The 17586-nt window shown below is 73.9% G+C and carries 15 protein-coding genes; 12 read left to right on the plus strand and 3 right to left on the minus strand.

Annotated elements, in window-relative coordinates:
- Window positions 1-277 precede the first annotated feature (277 nt).
- Window positions 278-1447, minus strand: a complete 1170-nt coding sequence (locus ACQYWQ_RS29850) for a glycosyltransferase (protein ID WP_431039405.1) — start codon at window positions 1445-1447, stop codon at window positions 278-280.
- Window positions 1448-1720: 273 nt separating this feature from the next.
- On the opposite strand from ACQYWQ_RS29850, the gene ACQYWQ_RS29855 reads away from it, so the two are divergent.
- The 7 genes from ACQYWQ_RS29855 (at window position 1721) to ACQYWQ_RS29885 (ending at window position 9578) form a co-directional block, all read left to right on the plus strand.
- On the plus strand, window positions 1721-2503 hold the full coding sequence (locus ACQYWQ_RS29855) for a glutamate racemase (RefSeq protein ID WP_431038921.1): 783 nt from the start codon (window positions 1721-1723) through the stop codon (window positions 2501-2503).
- A gap of 82 nt (window positions 2504-2585) precedes the next feature.
- A complete protein-coding gene (locus ACQYWQ_RS29860; RefSeq protein WP_431038922.1) occupies window positions 2586-3173 on the plus strand; it encodes a hypothetical protein in 588 nt (195 codons plus the stop codon).
- Between the two features lie 114 nt (window positions 3174-3287).
- Entirely contained in the window at window positions 3288-4886 is a 1599-nt protein-coding gene (lnt, locus tag ACQYWQ_RS29865) for an apolipoprotein N-acyltransferase (RefSeq protein WP_431038923.1), read from the plus strand.
- Window positions 4887-4988: 102 nt separating this feature from the next.
- A complete protein-coding gene (locus ACQYWQ_RS29870) occupies window positions 4989-5498 on the plus strand; it encodes an NUDIX hydrolase (protein ID WP_431038924.1) in 510 nt (169 codons plus the stop codon).
- 4 nt (window positions 5499-5502) lie between these two features.
- Window positions 5503-6498 (plus strand): helix-turn-helix transcriptional regulator, encoded by a 996-nt coding sequence (locus ACQYWQ_RS29875; protein WP_431038925.1) that lies wholly within the window; start codon window positions 5503-5505, stop codon window positions 6496-6498.
- Window positions 6499-6752: 254 nt separating this feature from the next.
- On the plus strand, window positions 6753-8702 hold the full coding sequence (locus ACQYWQ_RS29880) for a S53 family peptidase (RefSeq protein WP_431038926.1): 1950 nt from the start codon (window positions 6753-6755) through the stop codon (window positions 8700-8702).
- Between the two features lie 138 nt (window positions 8703-8840).
- Window positions 8841-9578, plus strand: coding sequence for an SDR family NAD(P)-dependent oxidoreductase (locus tag ACQYWQ_RS29885; RefSeq protein WP_431038927.1), 738 nt, complete (start codon window positions 8841-8843; stop codon window positions 9576-9578).
- A 117-nt stretch (window positions 9579-9695) separates the two neighbouring features.
- Here ACQYWQ_RS29885 and ACQYWQ_RS29890 read toward each other — a convergent pair whose 3' ends face one another.
- Window positions 9696-11417 (minus strand): coagulation factor 5/8 type domain-containing protein, encoded by a 1722-nt coding sequence (locus tag ACQYWQ_RS29890; RefSeq protein WP_431038928.1) that lies wholly within the window; start codon window positions 11415-11417, stop codon window positions 9696-9698.
- 412 nt (window positions 11418-11829) lie between these two features.
- Between ACQYWQ_RS29890 and ACQYWQ_RS29895 the strand changes: the two genes are divergently transcribed.
- Together ACQYWQ_RS29895 and ACQYWQ_RS29900 are read left to right on the plus strand one after the other, a co-directional pair.
- On the plus strand, window positions 11830-12255 hold the full coding sequence (locus ACQYWQ_RS29895; RefSeq protein WP_431038929.1) for a tyrosinase family oxidase copper chaperone: 426 nt from the start codon (window positions 11830-11832) through the stop codon (window positions 12253-12255).
- A gap of 49 nt (window positions 12256-12304) precedes the next feature.
- A complete protein-coding gene (locus ACQYWQ_RS29900; RefSeq protein WP_431038930.1) occupies window positions 12305-13171 on the plus strand; it encodes a tyrosinase family protein in 867 nt (288 codons plus the stop codon).
- Between the two features lie 128 nt (window positions 13172-13299).
- On the opposite strand, the gene ACQYWQ_RS29905 is transcribed toward ACQYWQ_RS29900, so the two are convergent.
- Window positions 13300-13584 carry a chaplin gene (locus ACQYWQ_RS29905; RefSeq protein WP_431038931.1) on the minus strand — a complete coding sequence of 95 codons (285 nt, stop codon included), beginning with the start codon at window positions 13582-13584 and terminating at the stop codon, window positions 13300-13302.
- Between the two features lie 272 nt (window positions 13585-13856).
- Here ACQYWQ_RS29905 and ACQYWQ_RS29910 point away from each other — a divergent pair, with 272 nt between their 5' ends.
- The 3 genes from ACQYWQ_RS29910 to ACQYWQ_RS29920 are packed head-to-tail and all read left to right on the plus strand — an operon-like array spanning window position 13857 to window position 17553.
- Window positions 13857-14420, plus strand: a complete 564-nt coding sequence (locus ACQYWQ_RS29910; RefSeq protein WP_431038932.1) for a (2Fe-2S)-binding protein — start codon at window positions 13857-13859, stop codon at window positions 14418-14420.
- Window positions 14417-15427 (plus strand): FAD binding domain-containing protein, encoded by a 1011-nt coding sequence (locus ACQYWQ_RS29915; RefSeq protein ID WP_431038933.1) that lies wholly within the window; start codon window positions 14417-14419, stop codon window positions 15425-15427. The genes ACQYWQ_RS29910 and ACQYWQ_RS29915 overlap by 4 nt, the downstream gene beginning before the upstream one ends.
- The gene (locus ACQYWQ_RS29920; RefSeq protein ID WP_431038934.1) at window positions 15424-17553 is read left to right on the plus strand and encodes a xanthine dehydrogenase family protein molybdopterin-binding subunit; all 2130 of its coding nucleotides are present in this window, start codon (window positions 15424-15426) and stop codon (window positions 17551-17553) included. The genes ACQYWQ_RS29915 and ACQYWQ_RS29920 overlap by 4 nt, the downstream gene beginning before the upstream one ends.
- The last annotated feature ends 33 nt before the right edge of the window (window positions 17554-17586 follow it).

Here is a 17586-nt window from a genome sequence, read left to right on the forward strand (position 1 = left end):
GAGACCGATAAGACGGTTGTTTTGTGCGTCCCTGTCGGGTCCCTGCCCGCAATGCGATCGAAGGCGACCAAAACGGTCATCAGATTGCCGAAAATTAACGTGAATTGCATGTTCCCACGGGGTTACCCGGGGTTTGCCCGGCGCCTCGCCGACCCCTTCCGGAGCCCCGGTTCCCGCAGGCGGCCACCCGTCCGTGAGCCCGCGTGCGGGACGCCTTTCGACCGGCTCGCGGGCCGTGTACGGACGAGGGCAGGACGCGCCGCCACGGACGGGGAGTTCAGCCCTCGCGCGCGTCCACCGGCTCCGGCGCCGCGTACGTCCGGCCCTTCCACGCCGCGCCACGACCCCGGTAGTGCTGCACCGCCGAGTCCACCGTCATCAGGAGGTACAGGAAGGCCGTCACCGGGAGCAGCGGCGCGAGCCACCACGGCTGCCGGTAGTAGCGCAGCATCGGGAGGTACGTGCCCGCCATCACGAGCCACGCGAGTCCGCCCGCGAGCGCCGTCGCCGCGTGAGGGGCGAGCAGCCCGGCCACCAGGGCGCACGGCGGGACGAGGTAGACGAGCGCGAGTCCGAGCACGGTGCCGAGCAGGACCAGCGGGTTGTGGCGCAGTTGCGCGTAGGCGCTGCGCGAGATCATCCGCCACAGGTCGCGCAGCGCGGGGTAGGGCCGGACGCTGTCGACGTGCTCGGCGAGGCCGAGCCAGATGCGGCCCCCCGAGCGCTTGACCGCGCGCGACAGGGCGACGTCGTCGATCACGGACTGCCGGATCGTGTCCGGGACGCCCGCGGCCTCGGCGGTCCGCGCACGGAGCAGCACGCAGCCGCCCGCCGCCGCCGCCGTGCGCGAGGCGGCCTTGTTGACCCGGCGGAAGGGGTAGAGCTGCGAGAAGAAGTAGACGAACGCGGGGACCACCATCCGCTCCCAGACGCTCGCGACCCGCAGCCGCGCCATCTGCGAGACCATGTCGAGCCCCGCCCCTTCCGCCGCGGCCACGAGGCGGCGCAGGCTGTCCGGCTCGTGCGCGATGTCGGCGTCCGTGAGCAGCAGGAAGTCGGGGCCGCTCCCGCGGGCGAGCGCCATGCCGTGCCGCACCGCCCACAGCTTCCCCGTCCACCCGCGCGGCGGCTCGCCCGGCGAGACGACCCGCAACGGCAGGGCCCCCTCGCGCCGCCCCAGCCCCCGCGCCAGCTCGCCCGTCCCGTCCGTGCTGCCGTCGTCGACGAGCACGACCTCCGCGTGCCCCGGGTACTCCTGCGCGAGCAGCGAGGGCAGGCTCAGTGGCAGTACCTCCGCCTCGTCCCGGGCCGGTACCACGATCGCCACCGAGGGCCACCGCTCCGGCTCCCCGTCGGTCCTGGGCAACCGGACATCGGTGCGCCAGAAGAAGCCCTGGGCGAGCAGCATCCACACCCAGGACACGAGGGACAGAACGGCGATCCACATGACGGCACTCACGCGCGGCAGTCTGCCACCAGCGGGGGAGGGACGGAGGACCGGACATGCGGGACCGTCGCAGGGAGCGGGGGAGGGCCGCCGAGGGGCGCGTGCGGAGGGGACGTCCCCGCACGACGCGCGCACCGCGGGCGCCCGCGAGAGCGGCTGCCCCCTGACCGCCCCCTTCGCGCCCACGCCACCCCCGCCACCCCCGGCCCCCCGCCACCCTGCGCGGCCGCCGCCGACGGCGGGAAGCGTCACCTCATGACATAAAGTGGCCGAGTGAAGATCGCGCTCCTCGATTCCGGTATCGGCCTGCTCCCCGCCGCCGCCGCGGTACGCGGCCTGCGGCCCGACGCGGACCTCGTGCTCTCCAGCGACCCGGCCTCGATGCCGTGGGGGCCCCGCACCGGCGAGGACATCACGCGCCTCGCGCTCCGTGCCGCGGAGGCCGCCGCCGCGCACCGGCCCGACGCGCTCGTCGTCGCCTGCAACACCGCGTCGACGCACGCGCTCCCCGCGCTCAGGGCCCGTTTCGAGGACACCTTCCCCGTCATCGGCACCGTCCCCGCGATCAAGCCCGCCGCCGCCTTCGGCGCCCCTGTCGCGATCTGGGCCACGCCCGCCACCACCGGCAGCGCCTACCAGCGCCGCCTCATCGCCGAATTCGCGCCCGGCGGCCATGTCACCGCGGTGGCCTGCCCCGGTCTCGCTGACGCCGTGCAGCACGCCGACGAGGCGGCGACCGAGGCCGCGATCGCGGACGCCGCGGCGCGCACCCCCGCCGGGGTCCGCGTCGTCGTCCTCGGCTGCACCCACTACGAGCTGGTCGGCAGCCGTATCGCCGCCGCCCTCACCCGTCCCGGCGGGAACCCGCCCACGCTGCTCGGCTCCGCCCCCGCCGTCGCCGCGCAGGCCCTGCGCCGCGCGGGGGGCGGCGCACCCGACCTCACCCGAACGGGCGAGCTGACGGTCCTCCTCGGCGGCGTCGACGAACCCCTGCCGACGGAGGCGCTCGCCTACGCCGAGGGCCGTCTCCTCGCCGGGGTCGGCGCCGCCCGCTGAGCCGCCGGGTGTGGCCGGTTCCACCGGACGCACCCGTGCGCGGGGGCCTCCTCCCGCGCCGATTCTGAGTACGCTCGGCGCCATGAGGCATCCACCCCATGACGACGCGCCCACGGGCCCGGCGGAGACCGGCGCCCACCCCGATGTCTGGACGGGTACCGCGACAAACCGCGTGCAATGGGTACTCGCCCTCGCCGGTGTCGCCTGTGTCGCCCTCGGCATCGCCCTCGCGGTCAACTCCACCTGGACCTCAGGCGTCGCGGCCCTCGCCATGTCCGTCGTGGGCTGCCTGCTCGCCGGGCTCCTCATCCTCTTCGGCACCCTGGCCTTCGTGAGCGTCGCCGTCCGTGTCGACCACGCGACCCTTGAGGTCCGCTGCGGCCACATCGGCGTGCCGCGGCGCAGCATCCCCCTCGCCCACGTCGTCGAGGCCGATTTCGCGCCCGCCGTCACCCCGCGCCAGTGGGGCGGCTACGGCTACCGCTGGCGACCCGAACTCGGCACCGCCGTCGTCGTACGCCGCGGCGAGGGAGTCGTCCTGCGCCTCGGCGACGGCCGCACCTTCACCTTCACCGTCGACGACGCCGAGTCCGCGGTGCACGAGATCCGCAGACGCCTCCACCTCTACGGAACCCACGGCGGTCCCGGCCAGGCACCCGCGGGCGCGTGAGCCTGGCCGGGCAGCGCGGGCGCGTGCGCCGGCCGGACGCTTCTCGTACCCCCCGTCCCGCCCGAGACCCACGCCACAGGGCCACCTCCTGCCCCCGGCCGTAAACTCCGGAGCGTGACCGTCACCCTTTCCCCACCGGACGAAGCCTCGCCGCCCGCCCCCGCGTCCGGGGCCGGGCGGCGACTGCTGCGCCTCGCGCCCGCCGCGGGGGCCGTCGTCGCCGGTGTGCTCCTGTACCTGAGCTTCCCGCCCCGTACCGTGTGGTGGCTGGCGCTCCCCGCCTTCGCCCTGCTCGCCTGGGTCCTGCACGGCCGGAGCTGGAAGGCGGGGCTCGGCCTCGGCTACCTCTTCGGCCTCGGCTACTTCCTCCCGCTCCTCGTCTGGACCGGCGTCGAGGTCGGCTCGGGGCCCTGGCTCGCGCTCGCCGCGGCCGAATCCGTCTTCGCGGCCCTCGTCGGCGCCGGGATCGCCGTCGTCACGCGGCTGCCCGGGGCGCCGCTGTGGGCGGCCGCGCTGTGGACGGCGGGCGAGGCCGCCCGCGCCCGCGTCCCCTTCGGCGGCTTCCCCTGGGGCAAGGTCGCCTTCGGCCAGGCCGACGGCGTCTTCCTCCCGCTCGCCGCGCTCGGCGGCACCCCCGTGCTCGGCTTCGCCGTCGTTCTGTGCGGCTTCGGCCTGTACGCGGTGGGCCGGGCCCTGTACGAGCGCCGCGCGCGCGGCGTCCTGCCCCGCGCCGCCGCGCTCACCGCCGGGGTCGCCGTGCTCCTGCCGCTCGCCGGAGCGTTCGCCTCGCGCGCGCTCGTCTCGGACGCGGCGGAGGCGGGTACGGCACGAGTCGCTGTCATCCAGGGCAACGTGCCCCGCGCGGGGCTGGAGTTCAACGCCCAGCGCCGTGCCGTGCTCGACTACCACGTCAAGGAGACGAAGCGGCTCGCGGAGCGCGTGAACCGGGGCGAGGTCAAGCGCCCCGACTTCGTCCTGTGGCCGGAGAACTCCTCCGACATCGACCCCTTCCGCAACCCGGACGCGAGCGCCGCGATCGACAGCGCGGCCGAGGCGGTCAAGGCCCCGATCTCGGTCGGCGCGGTCGTCGAGAAGGACGACGGCAAGCTCTACAACGAGCAGGTCCTGTGGCTGCCGGGCAAGGGCCCCACGGCCACGTACGACAAGCGGCAGATCCAGCCCTTCGGCGAGTACCTCCCGATGCGCTCCCTGCTGCACAAGATCAATGACTCCTGGACGACGATGGTCGCGCAGGACTTCAGCCGCGGCACCACCCCCGGTGTCTTCACCATCGACGGCACCCGCGTCGGCATCGCCACGTGTTACGAGGCCGCCTTCGACTGGGCCGTGCGGGACACCGTCACCCACGGCGCCGAGCTGATCTCCGTGCCCAGCAACAACGCGACGTTCGACCGCAGCGAGATGACCTACCAGCAGCTCGCCATGTCCCGCGTCCGCGCAGTCGAGCACAGCCGCAGCGTCACGGTGCCGGTCACGAGCGGGGTCAGTGCCGTCATCCGCCCCGACGGGAAGATCGTCCAGCGCACCGGCATGTTCGTGCCCGCGACGCTCGTCGACGACGTCCCGCTGCGCACCTCCGAGACCCCCGCGACCCGCATGGGGACCGCGCCCGAGACGGCGCTCGTCGTCATCGCGGCAGGGGGCCTCGCCTGGGCGCTCACGGGCGCCGTCCGCAGGCGTCGTACCGCCTGAGCCCCCGCTGAGCCCCCGCCCGTGCGCGCGCGTGAGCCGCCGCCCGGTGCGGGGGCTCACGCGCGCGGGAAACCGGCCGGGCGCCCGGGATAGGCTCGGCCCATGCCCACTCCGGAATTCATCCTCGCCCTGCGCGAGAAGATCGGCCAGGACCTTCTCCTCCTGTCCGGCGTCAACGGCGTCGTCATCGACGACGCCGGGCGCCTCCTCCTCGGGCGGCGTGCCGACACCGGCAGATGGGCCCTGCCCGCCGGGATCTGCGAACCGGACGAGCAGCCCGCCGAGACCATCGTCCGCGAAGTCCTGGAGGAGACCGGCGTGCACTGCGCGGCCGAACGCGTCGTCCTCGTCGAGACCCTCAAACCGATCACGTACCCCAACGGCGACCGCTGCCAGTTCCTCGACATCACCTTCCGCTGCCGCGCCACGGGCGGCGAGGCGCACGTCGCCGACGAGGAGTCCCTGGAGGTCGGCTGGTTCGCGCTCGACGCCCTGCCGCCCCTGGAGCGCTTCTCGCTCTTCCGCGTCGAGCGGGCGCTCGGCGAGGACCAGGCGGCGTGGTTCGCGCACACCCAGGCCGAGGTCGACGACCGGAACGCGGCCGTGAGCTGAACCGATGCGTGCCGCCCGCCTCCTGCGCATGGCCCTGCTCATCCAGTCCTCGCCCGGCCTCACCGCCGCCGCGCTCGCGCGCGAACTGGACGTCTCGGAGCGCACCGTGATCCGTGACGCGCGGGCCCTCCAGGAGGCGGGCATCCCCGTACGCGCCGAGCGCGGCCGCGCCGGGGGCTACCACCTCGCGCCCGGCCACCGCACCCGGCTCACGAGCCTGCACCCCACCGAGGCCGAAACCCTCTACCTCGGCGGGCTCCCCTCCGCGCTCGCCGACCTCGGCCTCGCCCAGGCGGCCGGCACCGCGCGCCTCAAGCTCGCCGCGACGCTGCTCCCCTCGCTGCGCGCCGCCGCCGAGTCCTCCGTGCGCCGCTTCCACCTCGACGCCCCTGCCTGGTTCAGCGAACCGGCCGCGCCCCCGCTCCTGCCCGCCCTCGCCCGCGCCGTGTGGGACGACCGCACGGTCCGCCTGAGCTACGCGCGCCCGGCGCGCGAGGACCGTCCCGCGCGCACGGTCAGCCGCGACTACGAGCCGTACGGCCTCGTCCTCAAGGCCGGGGTCTGGTACGTCGTCGGCCGGGTCCCCGGCGAAGGCGCGCGCGAGGCCGCGTGGCGCACGTACCGCGTCGACCGCCTCACCACGCTCGCACCGGGGGAGCCGTTCACACGCGCCGCCTCCTTCGACCTCGCCGCGCACTGGCGCACCGAGGCGGAGCGCTTCGCCCGCGTCCTCCTGCGCACCCCGGTCACCCTGCGCCTGACCCCCGAGGGCCTGCGCCGCCTGCCCGACGTGCTGGGCCCCGCGAGCACGGAGGACCTGACGCCCGGACCGCCGGACCAGGACGGCCGAGTCACCGTCACGGTCCCCACCGAGTCCGAGGAGGTCGCCCTCGACCAGCTCACGCGCCTCGGCGCCGACGCCGAAGTCCTCGCCCCGCCCACCCTGCGCGCCCGCTTCGCCGCTCACGCACGCGCCCTGGCGGAGCGGTACCGCGGCTGAGAGACCGCGCCCGGGGGAGCCGTCACGCGTGCGCCGACCGGAGGGCGCGGCGGGCGTGTGATACCGGAAAGCGTGTCATATCCCTTTTCCCGTCGCGCACTTGATGGCCGCTTTGGTGTCTTTGTGGTTCGTCTTTGGCACTTCCCAGACCAACACATGGACCCCACGTGAACACTTGATCGAGAGGGTGGACGGTGCGTGCGGCCGCGTCCTGGAAGACCGCACCGCGTCCCTCCGTCACCCCAGGGGGTTCCATGAGACCCGTCCGTCCCCGCTCGCGTGCCGCACTCGTACGGGCCGCCGCGCTGCCCGTGGCCGTCGGGTGCCTCGCACTCGCCGTCCCCGCCGCGTCCGCCGACTCCGGCCACTCCACGCGGCAGACCCTCGCCGGACTCACTCCGCACTGGGCCAAGGGCTCCGCCGACCGCGGCGCCCTCTCCGCGGGCAAGCAGCTCACCTTCCGGGTCTACCTGGCCGGGCGTGACGCGGCGGGCCTCGCCCGTTACGCCACCGAGGTCTCCGACCCCTCCTCGCCCCAGTACGGCAAGTACCTCACCGCGAGGCAGACCCAGGAACGCTACGGCGCCAGCGCGGAGCAGATCAGCGGGATCACCGCCTGGCTGCACGGCGCGGGGCTCAAGGTCACCGGGCAGAACCAGAACTACCTGACCGTCAGCGGACACGCCTCCGCCGTCGAGCGCGCCTTCTCCACCACGCTGCACAACTACGCGCGTAGCGGCCACACCTACCACGCGCCGCTCACGACCCCCTCGGTGCCCGCCTCGCTGCACGGCGCCGTCCTCACCGTGACGGGCCTCGACAACGCGCCGCACAAGGCGCGGCATGACGAGACGCTGCCCCCGCCGGACGCCGTCTTCCGCAACGCCGGGCCCTTCTCGACGTACTTCGGCTCCAAGACGGACAAGAAGCTGCCCTCCGCCTTCGGCGCGAAGGCCCCGTACGCCGTCAAGGGCTACACGGGCAAGCAGCTCCGTGCCGCCTACGGCGCGGGCAAGCAGACCGGCAAGGGCGTCACCGTCGCGATCACCGACGCCTACGCCTCGCCCACCATCGCCGCCGACGCGAGCAAGTACGCGAAACGCAACGGCGACAAGAAGTACCGCAAGGGCCAGCTCACGCAGGTCCTGCCCGGGGACTACAACCGCACCGAGGAGTGCGGCGCCTCCGGCTGGTACGGCGAGGAGACCCTCGACGTCGAGGCCGTGCACGCCGTGGCCCCGGACGCGAACATCGTCTACGCGGGCGCCGCTTCCTGCTACGACGACGACCTGCTCGACTCGCTCGGCAAGATCGTCGACGGGCGTCTCGCCGACATCGTCTCCAACTCCTGGGGCGACCTGGAGTCGAACGAGACGACGGCGAGCGCGGCCGCCTACGACCAGATCTTCCAGCGCGGCGCGGTCGAGGGCATCGGCTTCTACTTCTCCTCCGGCGACAACGGCGACAACGTCGCCTCCAGCGGGACGAAGCAGGTCGACATGCCCGCCAACTCCGCCTGGGTCACCGCGGTCGGCGGTACCTCGCTCGCCGTCGGCAAGGGCGACACGTACAAGTGGGAGACCGGCTGGGGCACGCAGAACGCGCCGCTCTCCGCCGACGGCGACTCCTGGACCGGCTTCCCCGGCACCTACACTTCGGGCGCGGGCGGCGGCACCAGCAAGCTCGTCGCGCAGCCCTTCTACCAGCGCGGCGTGGTGCCCGGGAAGCTCGCGAAGGCGGGCGGCGGGAAGGCCATGCGCACCGTCCCCGACATCGCGGCGGTGGCGGACCCGAACACCGGCTTCCTCGTGGGCCAGACGCAGACCTTCCCCGACGGCTCGCTCCGGTACGACGAGTACCGCATCGGCGGCACCTCGCTCGCCGCGCCGGTCGTGGCGGGTGTCCAGGCCCTCGCGCAGCAGGCGCAGCACGGGGTGCCGATCGGCTTCGCCAACCCGGCGATCTACGACCGGTACGGCACCTCGGCCTACCACGACGTCACCGACACCCCGCTCGGCAAGGGCAAGGGGCTCGCGGTCGTGCGCACCGACTACGTCAACAGCTACGACGACAGCGACGGCACGAGGACCACGCTGCGGGTCCTCGGCAAGGACGCCTCCCTCAAGGCGGTCCCCGGCTACGACGACGTGACCGGCGTCGGCACCCCGGCCGGCGGCTACCTGAAGTCCTTCCGCAGGCGCTGAGCCCGCGCCGAGCCTCCTCCCCGGCTCGGCGCCGCCCGCCCGGCCCCGGTACGCCCCGCGCGCGCCGGGGCCGGGCGTCGTGGCAGGTGGGGCCCGTCTAGGCTGAGGGGCCCAGCGAGCGAGCCTTGTGGAGGAGCCATGTCCGGTCAGCAGGTCACCGTGGTCACCGGCGGCAGCCGGGGGATCGGCGCCGCCGTCGTCGCCCGGCTCGCCGACGAGGGCCACCACGTCGCGGTCGGCTACCACGCGGGCCGTGAGGAGGCCGAGGCCGTCGCCGCCGACGCGCGGGCCCGGGGCGTGAAGGCCGTCGCGATCGGCGGGGACACCGCCGACGAGGCCGACGTCGAACGGCTCTTCGACGACGCGGCGAGCGCGCTCGGCCCGGTCACCGGGCTCGTCAACAACGCGGGCGTGAGCGGCCCGATCGGCAGGCTCGCCGACGCGGACGCCGCCGGGATGCGCCGCGCACTCGATGTCAACGTCCTCGGCTGCCTGCTGTGCGCGCGCCGCGCGGTGCGCGACTGGGAGCGCGACGGCTTCCAGGGCGCGATCGTCAACATCTCCTCAGGGGCCGCGACGCTCGGCTCTCCCGGCGAGTTCATCCACTACGCGGCGAGCAAGGCCGCCGTCGACGCGCTCACCATCGGGCTCTCCAAGGAGGTGGGCCCCTCCGGCATCCGTGTCAACTCCGTCGCCCCCGGGGCCGTGGTGACGGACTTCCACCCCGACCCGGAGCGCCCGGCGCGCATGGCCGCCGGGGTCCCGCTGCGCCGCGTCGGCGAACTCTCCGAGATCGCCGCCGCCGTCGCCTGGTTCCTGTCGCCCGAGTCCTCCTACGCGACCGGCGCGGTCCTGCGCGTCACGGGGGGCCGCTGAGCGGCGCCGCCCCGTAGCCGTACCGCGGCCTGTGCCACGACACGGGCCGGGGCCCGGTCACCGTCCGGCGAAGGTGACCGGGCCCCGGCTGTCCTCGGGGGCTGAGTGCCGGGCCGCTTACGGCCAGGACACCACCTGCGAGGGGATCGTGTCGGTGCCCGACGTGGCGCCGCCGACATCGTTGATGACGTGGTTGTACTGGCCCATGCCGCCGAGCGAGACGACGAGCAGGTCGTGGAACTTCACGCCCGGATTGGCCGGGGCCTGGAAACCGTTGTCCTGCTGGATCGAGGGGTCGGCGGTGAAGTTGCAGTAGCTACCGAGCCCCCAGCCCTCGTGGGTCTGCACCGAGTCGGCGACCTTGTACGCCGCGAAGCCCTTCGTGGTGCCGTCCTGGACCGCTTCCTGGCTGGGCGCGTCGTACGCCTTCTCGTTCTGGAAGAAGATCGTGCGGCCGCGCTCACCGTTCCAGAGCACGTCGTACTTGTTGAAGTGCTCGACGAACAGACCCGTCGCGAGGACGTCGTCGCCGTTGACCGTGAACCCGTAGTCCGCGCGGTTGGTCTCCCAGCCGACCCCGTCGCCGTGGTCGGCCCGCCAGATCCAGGTGTGGTCGACGATCGTGTCGTCGCTGTTGATCACCATGCCGTTGTCCGCCTTGCCGGGACCGGCGCCGCCGACCCGGATGAAGACGTCCTGGAGCGAGGTCGGGTTCGCCGCGTGATCCGTGTGCGAACCCTTCGTGCCGACCTCGACGAGCGTGTCCGACTTGGTGGTGCCCGCGTCCACCAGGAGCCCGGCCACCTTCACACCGTCGACGTCACCGACGCGCAGCGCGGTCGCCCCGCCGTCCGGCACGATCGTGGCGTACCCGAGGCCGAGGACGACCGTGTCGGGCCTGTCGATCTCGATCGCCTTGTCCACGTGGTACACGCCGGGCGTGAAGAGCAGGTGCAGGCCCTGCTCGACAGCCTCGTTGATCGTGTCGGCGCTCGTACCCGGCTTGACCACGTAGAACTGGTCGAGCGAGAGGGACTCGCCCGCCGGGTTGCCCCCCTCCCACGTGGTGCCGCGCGCGTTCTCGCGCTTGGCGGGGACGAACACCTTGTAGTCGTCGCCGTCGAGATACAGGAACGGCTTCTCGCGCGAGACGGGCGTCGAGTCCAAGGTGGTGTAAGGCGGCTCGGGGAAGGACTGCGCCGGGGCGCCGTTCACCCCCGAGAACACCATGTTCCACACCCCGTTGGTCCACCCGCCGACCGTGCTGTCACGCGTGTACCACTGCTGCTGCGAGTACGGGCCGACCTCGCCGTCGATCTTGCTGTCGGCGATGTAGCCGCCACTGGCCCAGCCGTAGCCGTCGGGGGCGAGGTTGAGCCCGCCCTTGACGTGCATCCGGCGGAACGGCGCGGCCTGCGCGACGGCCCAGCGGTCGGTGCCGTTGACGGGGTTGAGCGCCAGGTTCTCCGCCGAACGCCAGAAGTTCTGCGTGGCGTTCCCGTCGAACCAGCCCGCGTCCACCGTGACGTCACCGTTGAAGGTGGTGTCGTCCGGACTCAGGCCGAGCCCGGATATCGAGGTGTAGAAACCGAGTTGGACATTGAGGTTGTCGTACGTTCCAGGCTTGAACAGGAGCTGATAGCGCCCGTCACCGAACTGGGCGGACTCCTGCTGGTTGAAGATCGTGTCGACCTGACCCTGGATATCGGGGGTCGAGGGGTCGAAGACCTTCACATTCGGGCCGAGGTCCCCGCCGCCGGGCAGATCCGCGGCCGTCGCCTGCCCCGTGGGCGCGAGCAGGAACAGCGGCGTGAGCAGCGCCGATACGGCGGTCAGCACGGTCGCGCGGCGCCGGCCGCGCGACCGGGGGGAGCGGACGGCTCTGTGGGGAGAACCGGTGGGGGGATCACTGGGGGACTTCGTGGGGGGAAAGGGCATCTGCGCCACTCCAAGGGTCGTGGACTGTGCGTGACGATGTTTCCCCGGCGTGTCGAACACGTCAAGTCCTGTGCACGGATTGGTTTTTGACCCCTCGCTGCCTTCAACTCCTAGTGCGGGATTCCTTGTTATCCAGAGCGATTCACCAGGAATTGAGCCCTTTCACGGCCCCTCCCCGGCGCCTCCCGTCTTCGGCTTGTGACCGATGAAGCCGTACGGGCGAGCAACCGCGCCGCGTACCGCTCGTTGTCCCCAGCGGGCGGCACCCCGCCCCGACCAGCGCACTCGACAACGACGACGGAGCCACGCCCCGATGACCGCACTCAGCCCCCTCGAACACGCACCGCTCCCCGCGGCACCCCCCACGCCCCCCGAACCCGCCCCACCCGCACCTCCCGCACCAGCGCGCCCGCGCCGCCGCGGCCTCCTCGGCGCGCTCCTCGCCCTCGCCGGGCTCGCGGGGACCGCGGGTGCTCTCACCCCGCTCCTGCGCACCTCGGGCGGGACCACCGTCACCGCTCCCGGCGCGGCCGAGACCTACCGGGGCAGACGCCTCACCTACGGCCCGGACTGGGCCACGATCGACGGCCGCGCCCTGCACCTCATGCCCCGCGCGGACGGCGGCTTCGTCAGCTCCGTCGACCACTTCACCTCGTACCCCAGCACCCGGGCCGCCGCCCGCGCGGCCGTCGACGAACTCGGCGGCGCGCAGCTGAGCACCCCGGCGTACAGCGCCTGACGCGCGAGCGAACGACGCGCAGGCACGCGACCCGCAGGAGACCGCCCCGATGACGTACACCCGCAAGAACCAGCGCGACCTGAGTGCCGCCGAGCGCGAACGCTTCGTCGCCGCCGTGCTCGCCCTCAAACGCTCGGGCCGCTACGACGACTACGTCCGCACCCACATCCGCTACTACACGTCCGACGGCGCCAAAGGGCTCCGCGCCGCCCACATGACGCCCTCCTTCCTGCCCTGGCACCGCCAGTTCCTCCTGGAGTTCGAACGCGATCTGCGCAAGATCGACGCGCGCGTCACCGTCCCCTACTGGGACTGGACGAAGGACCGCACAGCGCGGGCCGCGCTGTGGCAGAAGGACTTCCTCGGCGGCGACGGCCGGGCGTCCGACCAGCAGGTCACCACCGGCGCCTTCGCCCACGCCGGGGGCGACTGGACCCTCACCGAGTCCACCGACGACCGCCCCTACCTGCGCCGCGCCTTCGGCCGCCCCCAGGACCCCCTGGAGCTGCCCACCGCACGGGAACTGCAAGAGGCGACCTCGGACACCACCTACGACTCGTCGCCCTGGAACTCGACCTCCTCGCGCGGCCTGCGCAACAAGCTGGAGGGCTGGGGCAGCGGCAGGGGAAGCGCCCGCTGGCACAACCACAACCGGGTCCACCGCTGGGTCGGCGGCACGATGCTCAGCGGCGCCTCGCCCAACGACCCCGTCTTCTGGCTCCACCACGCCTTCATCGACCTCGTCTGGTCCCGCTGGCAGCGCGCCAACCCCCGCTCCGGCTACCTGCCCGACCGGCCGCTCCCGCTCGGCAACTCCCAGCGGGGCCGCGTCCCGACGCTGGAGGACCCCATGCCCCCGTGGCGCGTGAAGCCCGCCGACCTGCTCGACCACAGCGGGATCTACCAGTACGCCTGAGGCGCGGTACGGGCACGCACGACGGCCCCGGGGCGCGCTCGCGCCCCGGGGCCGTTCCTCGTCCACGGGCGGGTGCCGACCGGATCGCACGGGTGCCCGGTCGGCCCGCCGTCACACGGGGGAGGGGCTCAGTAGCCGTAGCCCTCGTCGCCGTAGCCGCCGTCGTGGCCGCCGTCGACGTTGGCGCACGTGTTGCCGAACGCCGGGTTGAGCAGACCGACGACGTCGATCGTGTTGCCGCAGAGGTTGACCGGGATGTGGACGGGGACCTGTACGGCGTTGCCCGACAGGACGCCCGGGGAACCGGCGGCCAGGCCCTCGGCGCCGGCGTCCGCGGCGGCGAGGCCCGCGCCGGCGGCGACCAGGGCACCCGTGCCCGCGAGAACGGCGGCGGTCTTCGCGATACGCGACATGTCTGTGTTCCTTCCAAGAGGCAGCGGCCACACCCCGTGACCGCTGTGCCCTCTCCAACGCGCGCACACACGCCGGGTCACGCTCCTCGCCGCCACGTGTGGCAGTCGGGTGACGAGGCGGGCGCCCGCCCGTGCCCGGCGGGCCCCTGACCCCCCGCCCCCGCAGTCTTGACAAGGAACCACGCCGCCCCACCCCGTGACCAGGCGCGGGACGCCCGTGCCCGCCCCGTCCCGCGGGACGCCCCCGACCGCACCCCCAGGAAAGGAAGCCCGTGCCCCAGCCGGAGAACGCCCCCGCCGAGCCCCCCGCCGCCGAGGCCCCCCACCACTCGGACCTCACCCTCCGTGTCAACGGCACCGGGTACGACGTCCCCGCGCTCGACCACCGCACCGCGCTCATCGACCTGCTGCGCGAACACCTCGGCCTCACCGGCACCAAGAAGGGCTGCGACCACGGCCAGTGCGGCGCGTGCACCGTGCTCATCGGCGGACGCCGCGTCAACAGCTGCCTCGTCCTCGCCGTCACGTGCCAGGACGCCGAGGTCACCACCGTCGAGGGACTCGCGGACGGGGACCGGCTCCACCCGCTCCAGGAGGCCTTCCTCGCCCACGACGCCTACCAGTGCGGCTACTGCACCCCGGGCCAGCTGTGCTCCGCGCTCGGCGTCCTCGCCGAGGCCGCGGCGGGACACCCCTCGCACGTCACCCCGGCGGGACGCCCGCCCGGACCCGTACCCCTCGACGAGGCCGAGATCCGCGAACGGCTCAGCGGCAACCTGTGCCGCTGCGGCGCCTACCCGCACCTCGTGCGCGCCGTCGCGGAGGTCGCCAGGTGAAACCCTTCGGCTACGTCCGCGCCCGCACCGTCCCCGAGGCGATCGAGGCCCACACGAGCGGACCCGCCGCACGCTACCTCGGCGGCGGCACCAACCTCGTCGACCTCATGAAACTCGGCGTCGAGACCCCGGCGACCCTCGTCGACATCAGCGCGCTGCCCCTCGACGCGATCGAGGAGACCCCCGAGGGCGGCCTGCGCATCGGCGCCAACGTCCGCAACAGCGACCTCGCCGCCCACCCCCGCGTCCGCACCGGCTGGCCCGTCCTCTCGCAGGCCCTCCTCGCCGGAGCCTCGGGACAGCTCCGCAACGCCGCCACGACCGGCGGCAACCTCCTCCAGCGCACCCGCTGCCCCTACTTCCAGGACCTCGCCCAGCCCTGCAACAAGCGCGCCCCCGGCACCGGCTGCGCGGCACTCGCGGGACACAGCCGCGACCTCGCCATCCTCGGCACCTCGCCCTCCTGCGTCGCGACCCACCCCTCCGACATGGCCGTCGCCCTCGCCGCGCTCGACGCCGAACTCACCGTCGAAGGGCCCGAGGGCACCCGCGTCCTCCCCGTCACCGAACTCCACCGCCTGCCCGGCGCGCACCCCGAACGCGACACGACCCTCGCCCCCGGTGAACTCATCGCCGCGGTGACACTGCCGCCCGCCACCGCCGGAGCCCCCTCCGCCTACCGCAAGGCCCGCGACCGCGCCTCGTACGCCTTCGCCCTCGTCTCCGTCGCCGCCGCGCTGCGCCTCGGCCCCGACGGCACCGTTCAGCAGGTCAGGCTCGCGCTCGGCGGCGTCGCACCCCGCCCCTGGCGCGCCCTGCGGGCCGAGGACGTCCTCACCGGAGCGCGCGCCGACGAGGAGACCTTCCGCCGCGCCGCCGAAACCGAACTCGCCCAGGCGGAGCCGCTCCCCGACAACGCCTTCAAGGTCCCCCTCGCCACGGAACTCGCCGTCGCGACCCTCGCCGACCTCGCCACCGCCCAGAGAGCCCCGGAGCCGCAGCCGTGAACACCCCCGCCCCCGTCCTCGGCACCGACGTCCCGCGCGCCGAGGGCCGCGCCAAGGTCACAGGGACCGCCCGCTACGCCGCCGAACACCTCCCGCCGCGCCTCGCCCACGCCTGGCCCGTCCCCGCGAGCGTCGCCTCCGGGCGCGTCACCGCGATCCACGACACGGAGGTCCTGCGCCTGCCCGGGGTCCTCGCCGTCCTCAGCCACGAGAACGCCCGCCGCCTCGCCGCGCCGGACGACCCCACGCTGCACGTCCTCCAGGACCCGCGCGTCCCGCACTTCGGCTGGTACGTCGCGCTCGTCGTCGCCGAGACCCTGGAGGCCGCCCGTGCCGGGGCCCTCGCCCTGCGCGTCGACTACGAGACCGACCCGCACGACGTGGCACTGCGCCCGGGCCACACCGGCATCTACCGCCCGCACGACGCGAACGGCGGCAACCCCACCGACCGCGTACGCGGCGACTTCGCCGAAGCCTTCGCCCGCGCCCCCGTCCGTATCGACCGCACCTACCGCGTCGCCCCCCTCCACAACCACCCGATGGAGCCGCACGCGAGCGTCGCCGCCTGGGACGCGGGCAGGCTCGTCGTCCACGACAGCAGCCAGGGCACCAACGCCGTCCGCACCGCGCTCGCCACGCTCTTCGCCCTCCCCGAACAGGACGTCACCGTCCGCTCCCCGCACGTCGGCGGCGGCTTCGGCTCCAAGGGCACCCCGCGCCCGCAGTCCGTCCTCGCCGCGCTCGCCGCGCTGCACGTCGGCCGACCCGTCAAACTCGCCCTGCCCCGGCGCCAGTTGCCCGCCGTCGTAGGCCATCGCGCCCCGACGCTGCACCGGGTGCGGATCGGCGCCGCCGAGGACGGCACGATCAGCGCCCTGGCCCACGAGATCATCACGCACACCTCGCGCATCAAGGAGTTCGTGGAACAGGCCGCCGTGCCCGCGCGCGTCATGTACACCTCGCCGAACAGCCGCACGACCCACCGCGTCCTGCCCCTCGACGTCCCCAGCCCCTCCTGGATGCGTGCTCCCGGCGAGGCCCCGGGGATGTTCGCGCTCGAATCGGCGATGGACGAACTCGCCGAGGCCGCGGGCATCGACCCGCTCGCACTCCGGGTGCGCAACGAACCCGAGGCGGAACCGGACTCGGGGCGCCCCTTCAGCAGCCGCCACCTCGTCGAGTGCCTGCGCGCGGGTGCCGAGCGCTTCGGCTGGGGGGCGCGCGACCCGCGCCCCGGCGTGCGCCGCGAGGGGCGCCTCCTGCTCGGCACCGGCGTCGCCGCCGCGACGTACCCGGTCCTCGTCTCCCCGTCGACGGCGGAGGTCACGGCGCGTCCCGACGGGACGTACGAGGTACGGATCAACGCCACCGACATCGGTACGGGCGCCCGCACCGTCCTCGCGCAGATCGCCGCCGACGCGCTCCGCGCCCCGCTCGCCCGCGTCTCCCTCGCCCTCGGCGACAGCGACCTGCCGCGCGCCCCGCTCGCCGGCGGCTCCTCGGGCACCGCGTCCTGGGGCTGGGCAGTGCACCAGGCCTGTACGCAACTCCTCGAAGCCCTCGGCGAGTTCGGCGGTTCGGTACCGGCCGAAGGGCTCACCACCGCGGCCGACACGACCGGCATCGCCGACGCCGATTCCCCCTACGCACGGCACGCCTTCGGCGCCCACTTCGCCGAGGTCCAGGTCGACACCGTGACCGGCGAGGTGCGCGCCCGTCGTCTCCTCGGCCACTACGCCGCGGGCCGCGTCCTCAACGCGCGCACCGCCCGCTCCCAGTTCCGGGGCGGCATGGTCATGGGCCTGGGCATGGCCCTCACCGAGGGCAGCTTCCTCGACCCCGCATCGGGCGCCTTCGTCGAGGCGGACCTCGCCGCCTACCACGTACCGGCCTGCGCCGACGTCCCGCACATCGAGGCGGACTGGCTCGACGAGGAGGACCCGCACCTCAACCCGATGGGCAGCAAGGGCATCGGCGAGATCGGCATCGTCGGCACCGCCGCCGCCCTCGCCAACGCCGTCCACCACGCCACGGGGGTCCGCTTCAGGGACCTGCCGCTCACACCGGACAAGATCCTCGCGGGGCTCGCGGAGGCGAAGGCGGGGGAGGGGGACGAGGGGGCCTGACAGCGCCGCGGGTACGGGCGCGCGTGCGCCCCG

It is taken from the genome of Streptomyces sp. P6-2-1 (assembly GCF_050613165.1).
In the GTDB taxonomy this organism is placed as follows: domain Bacteria; phylum Actinomycetota; class Actinomycetes; order Streptomycetales; family Streptomycetaceae; genus Streptomyces.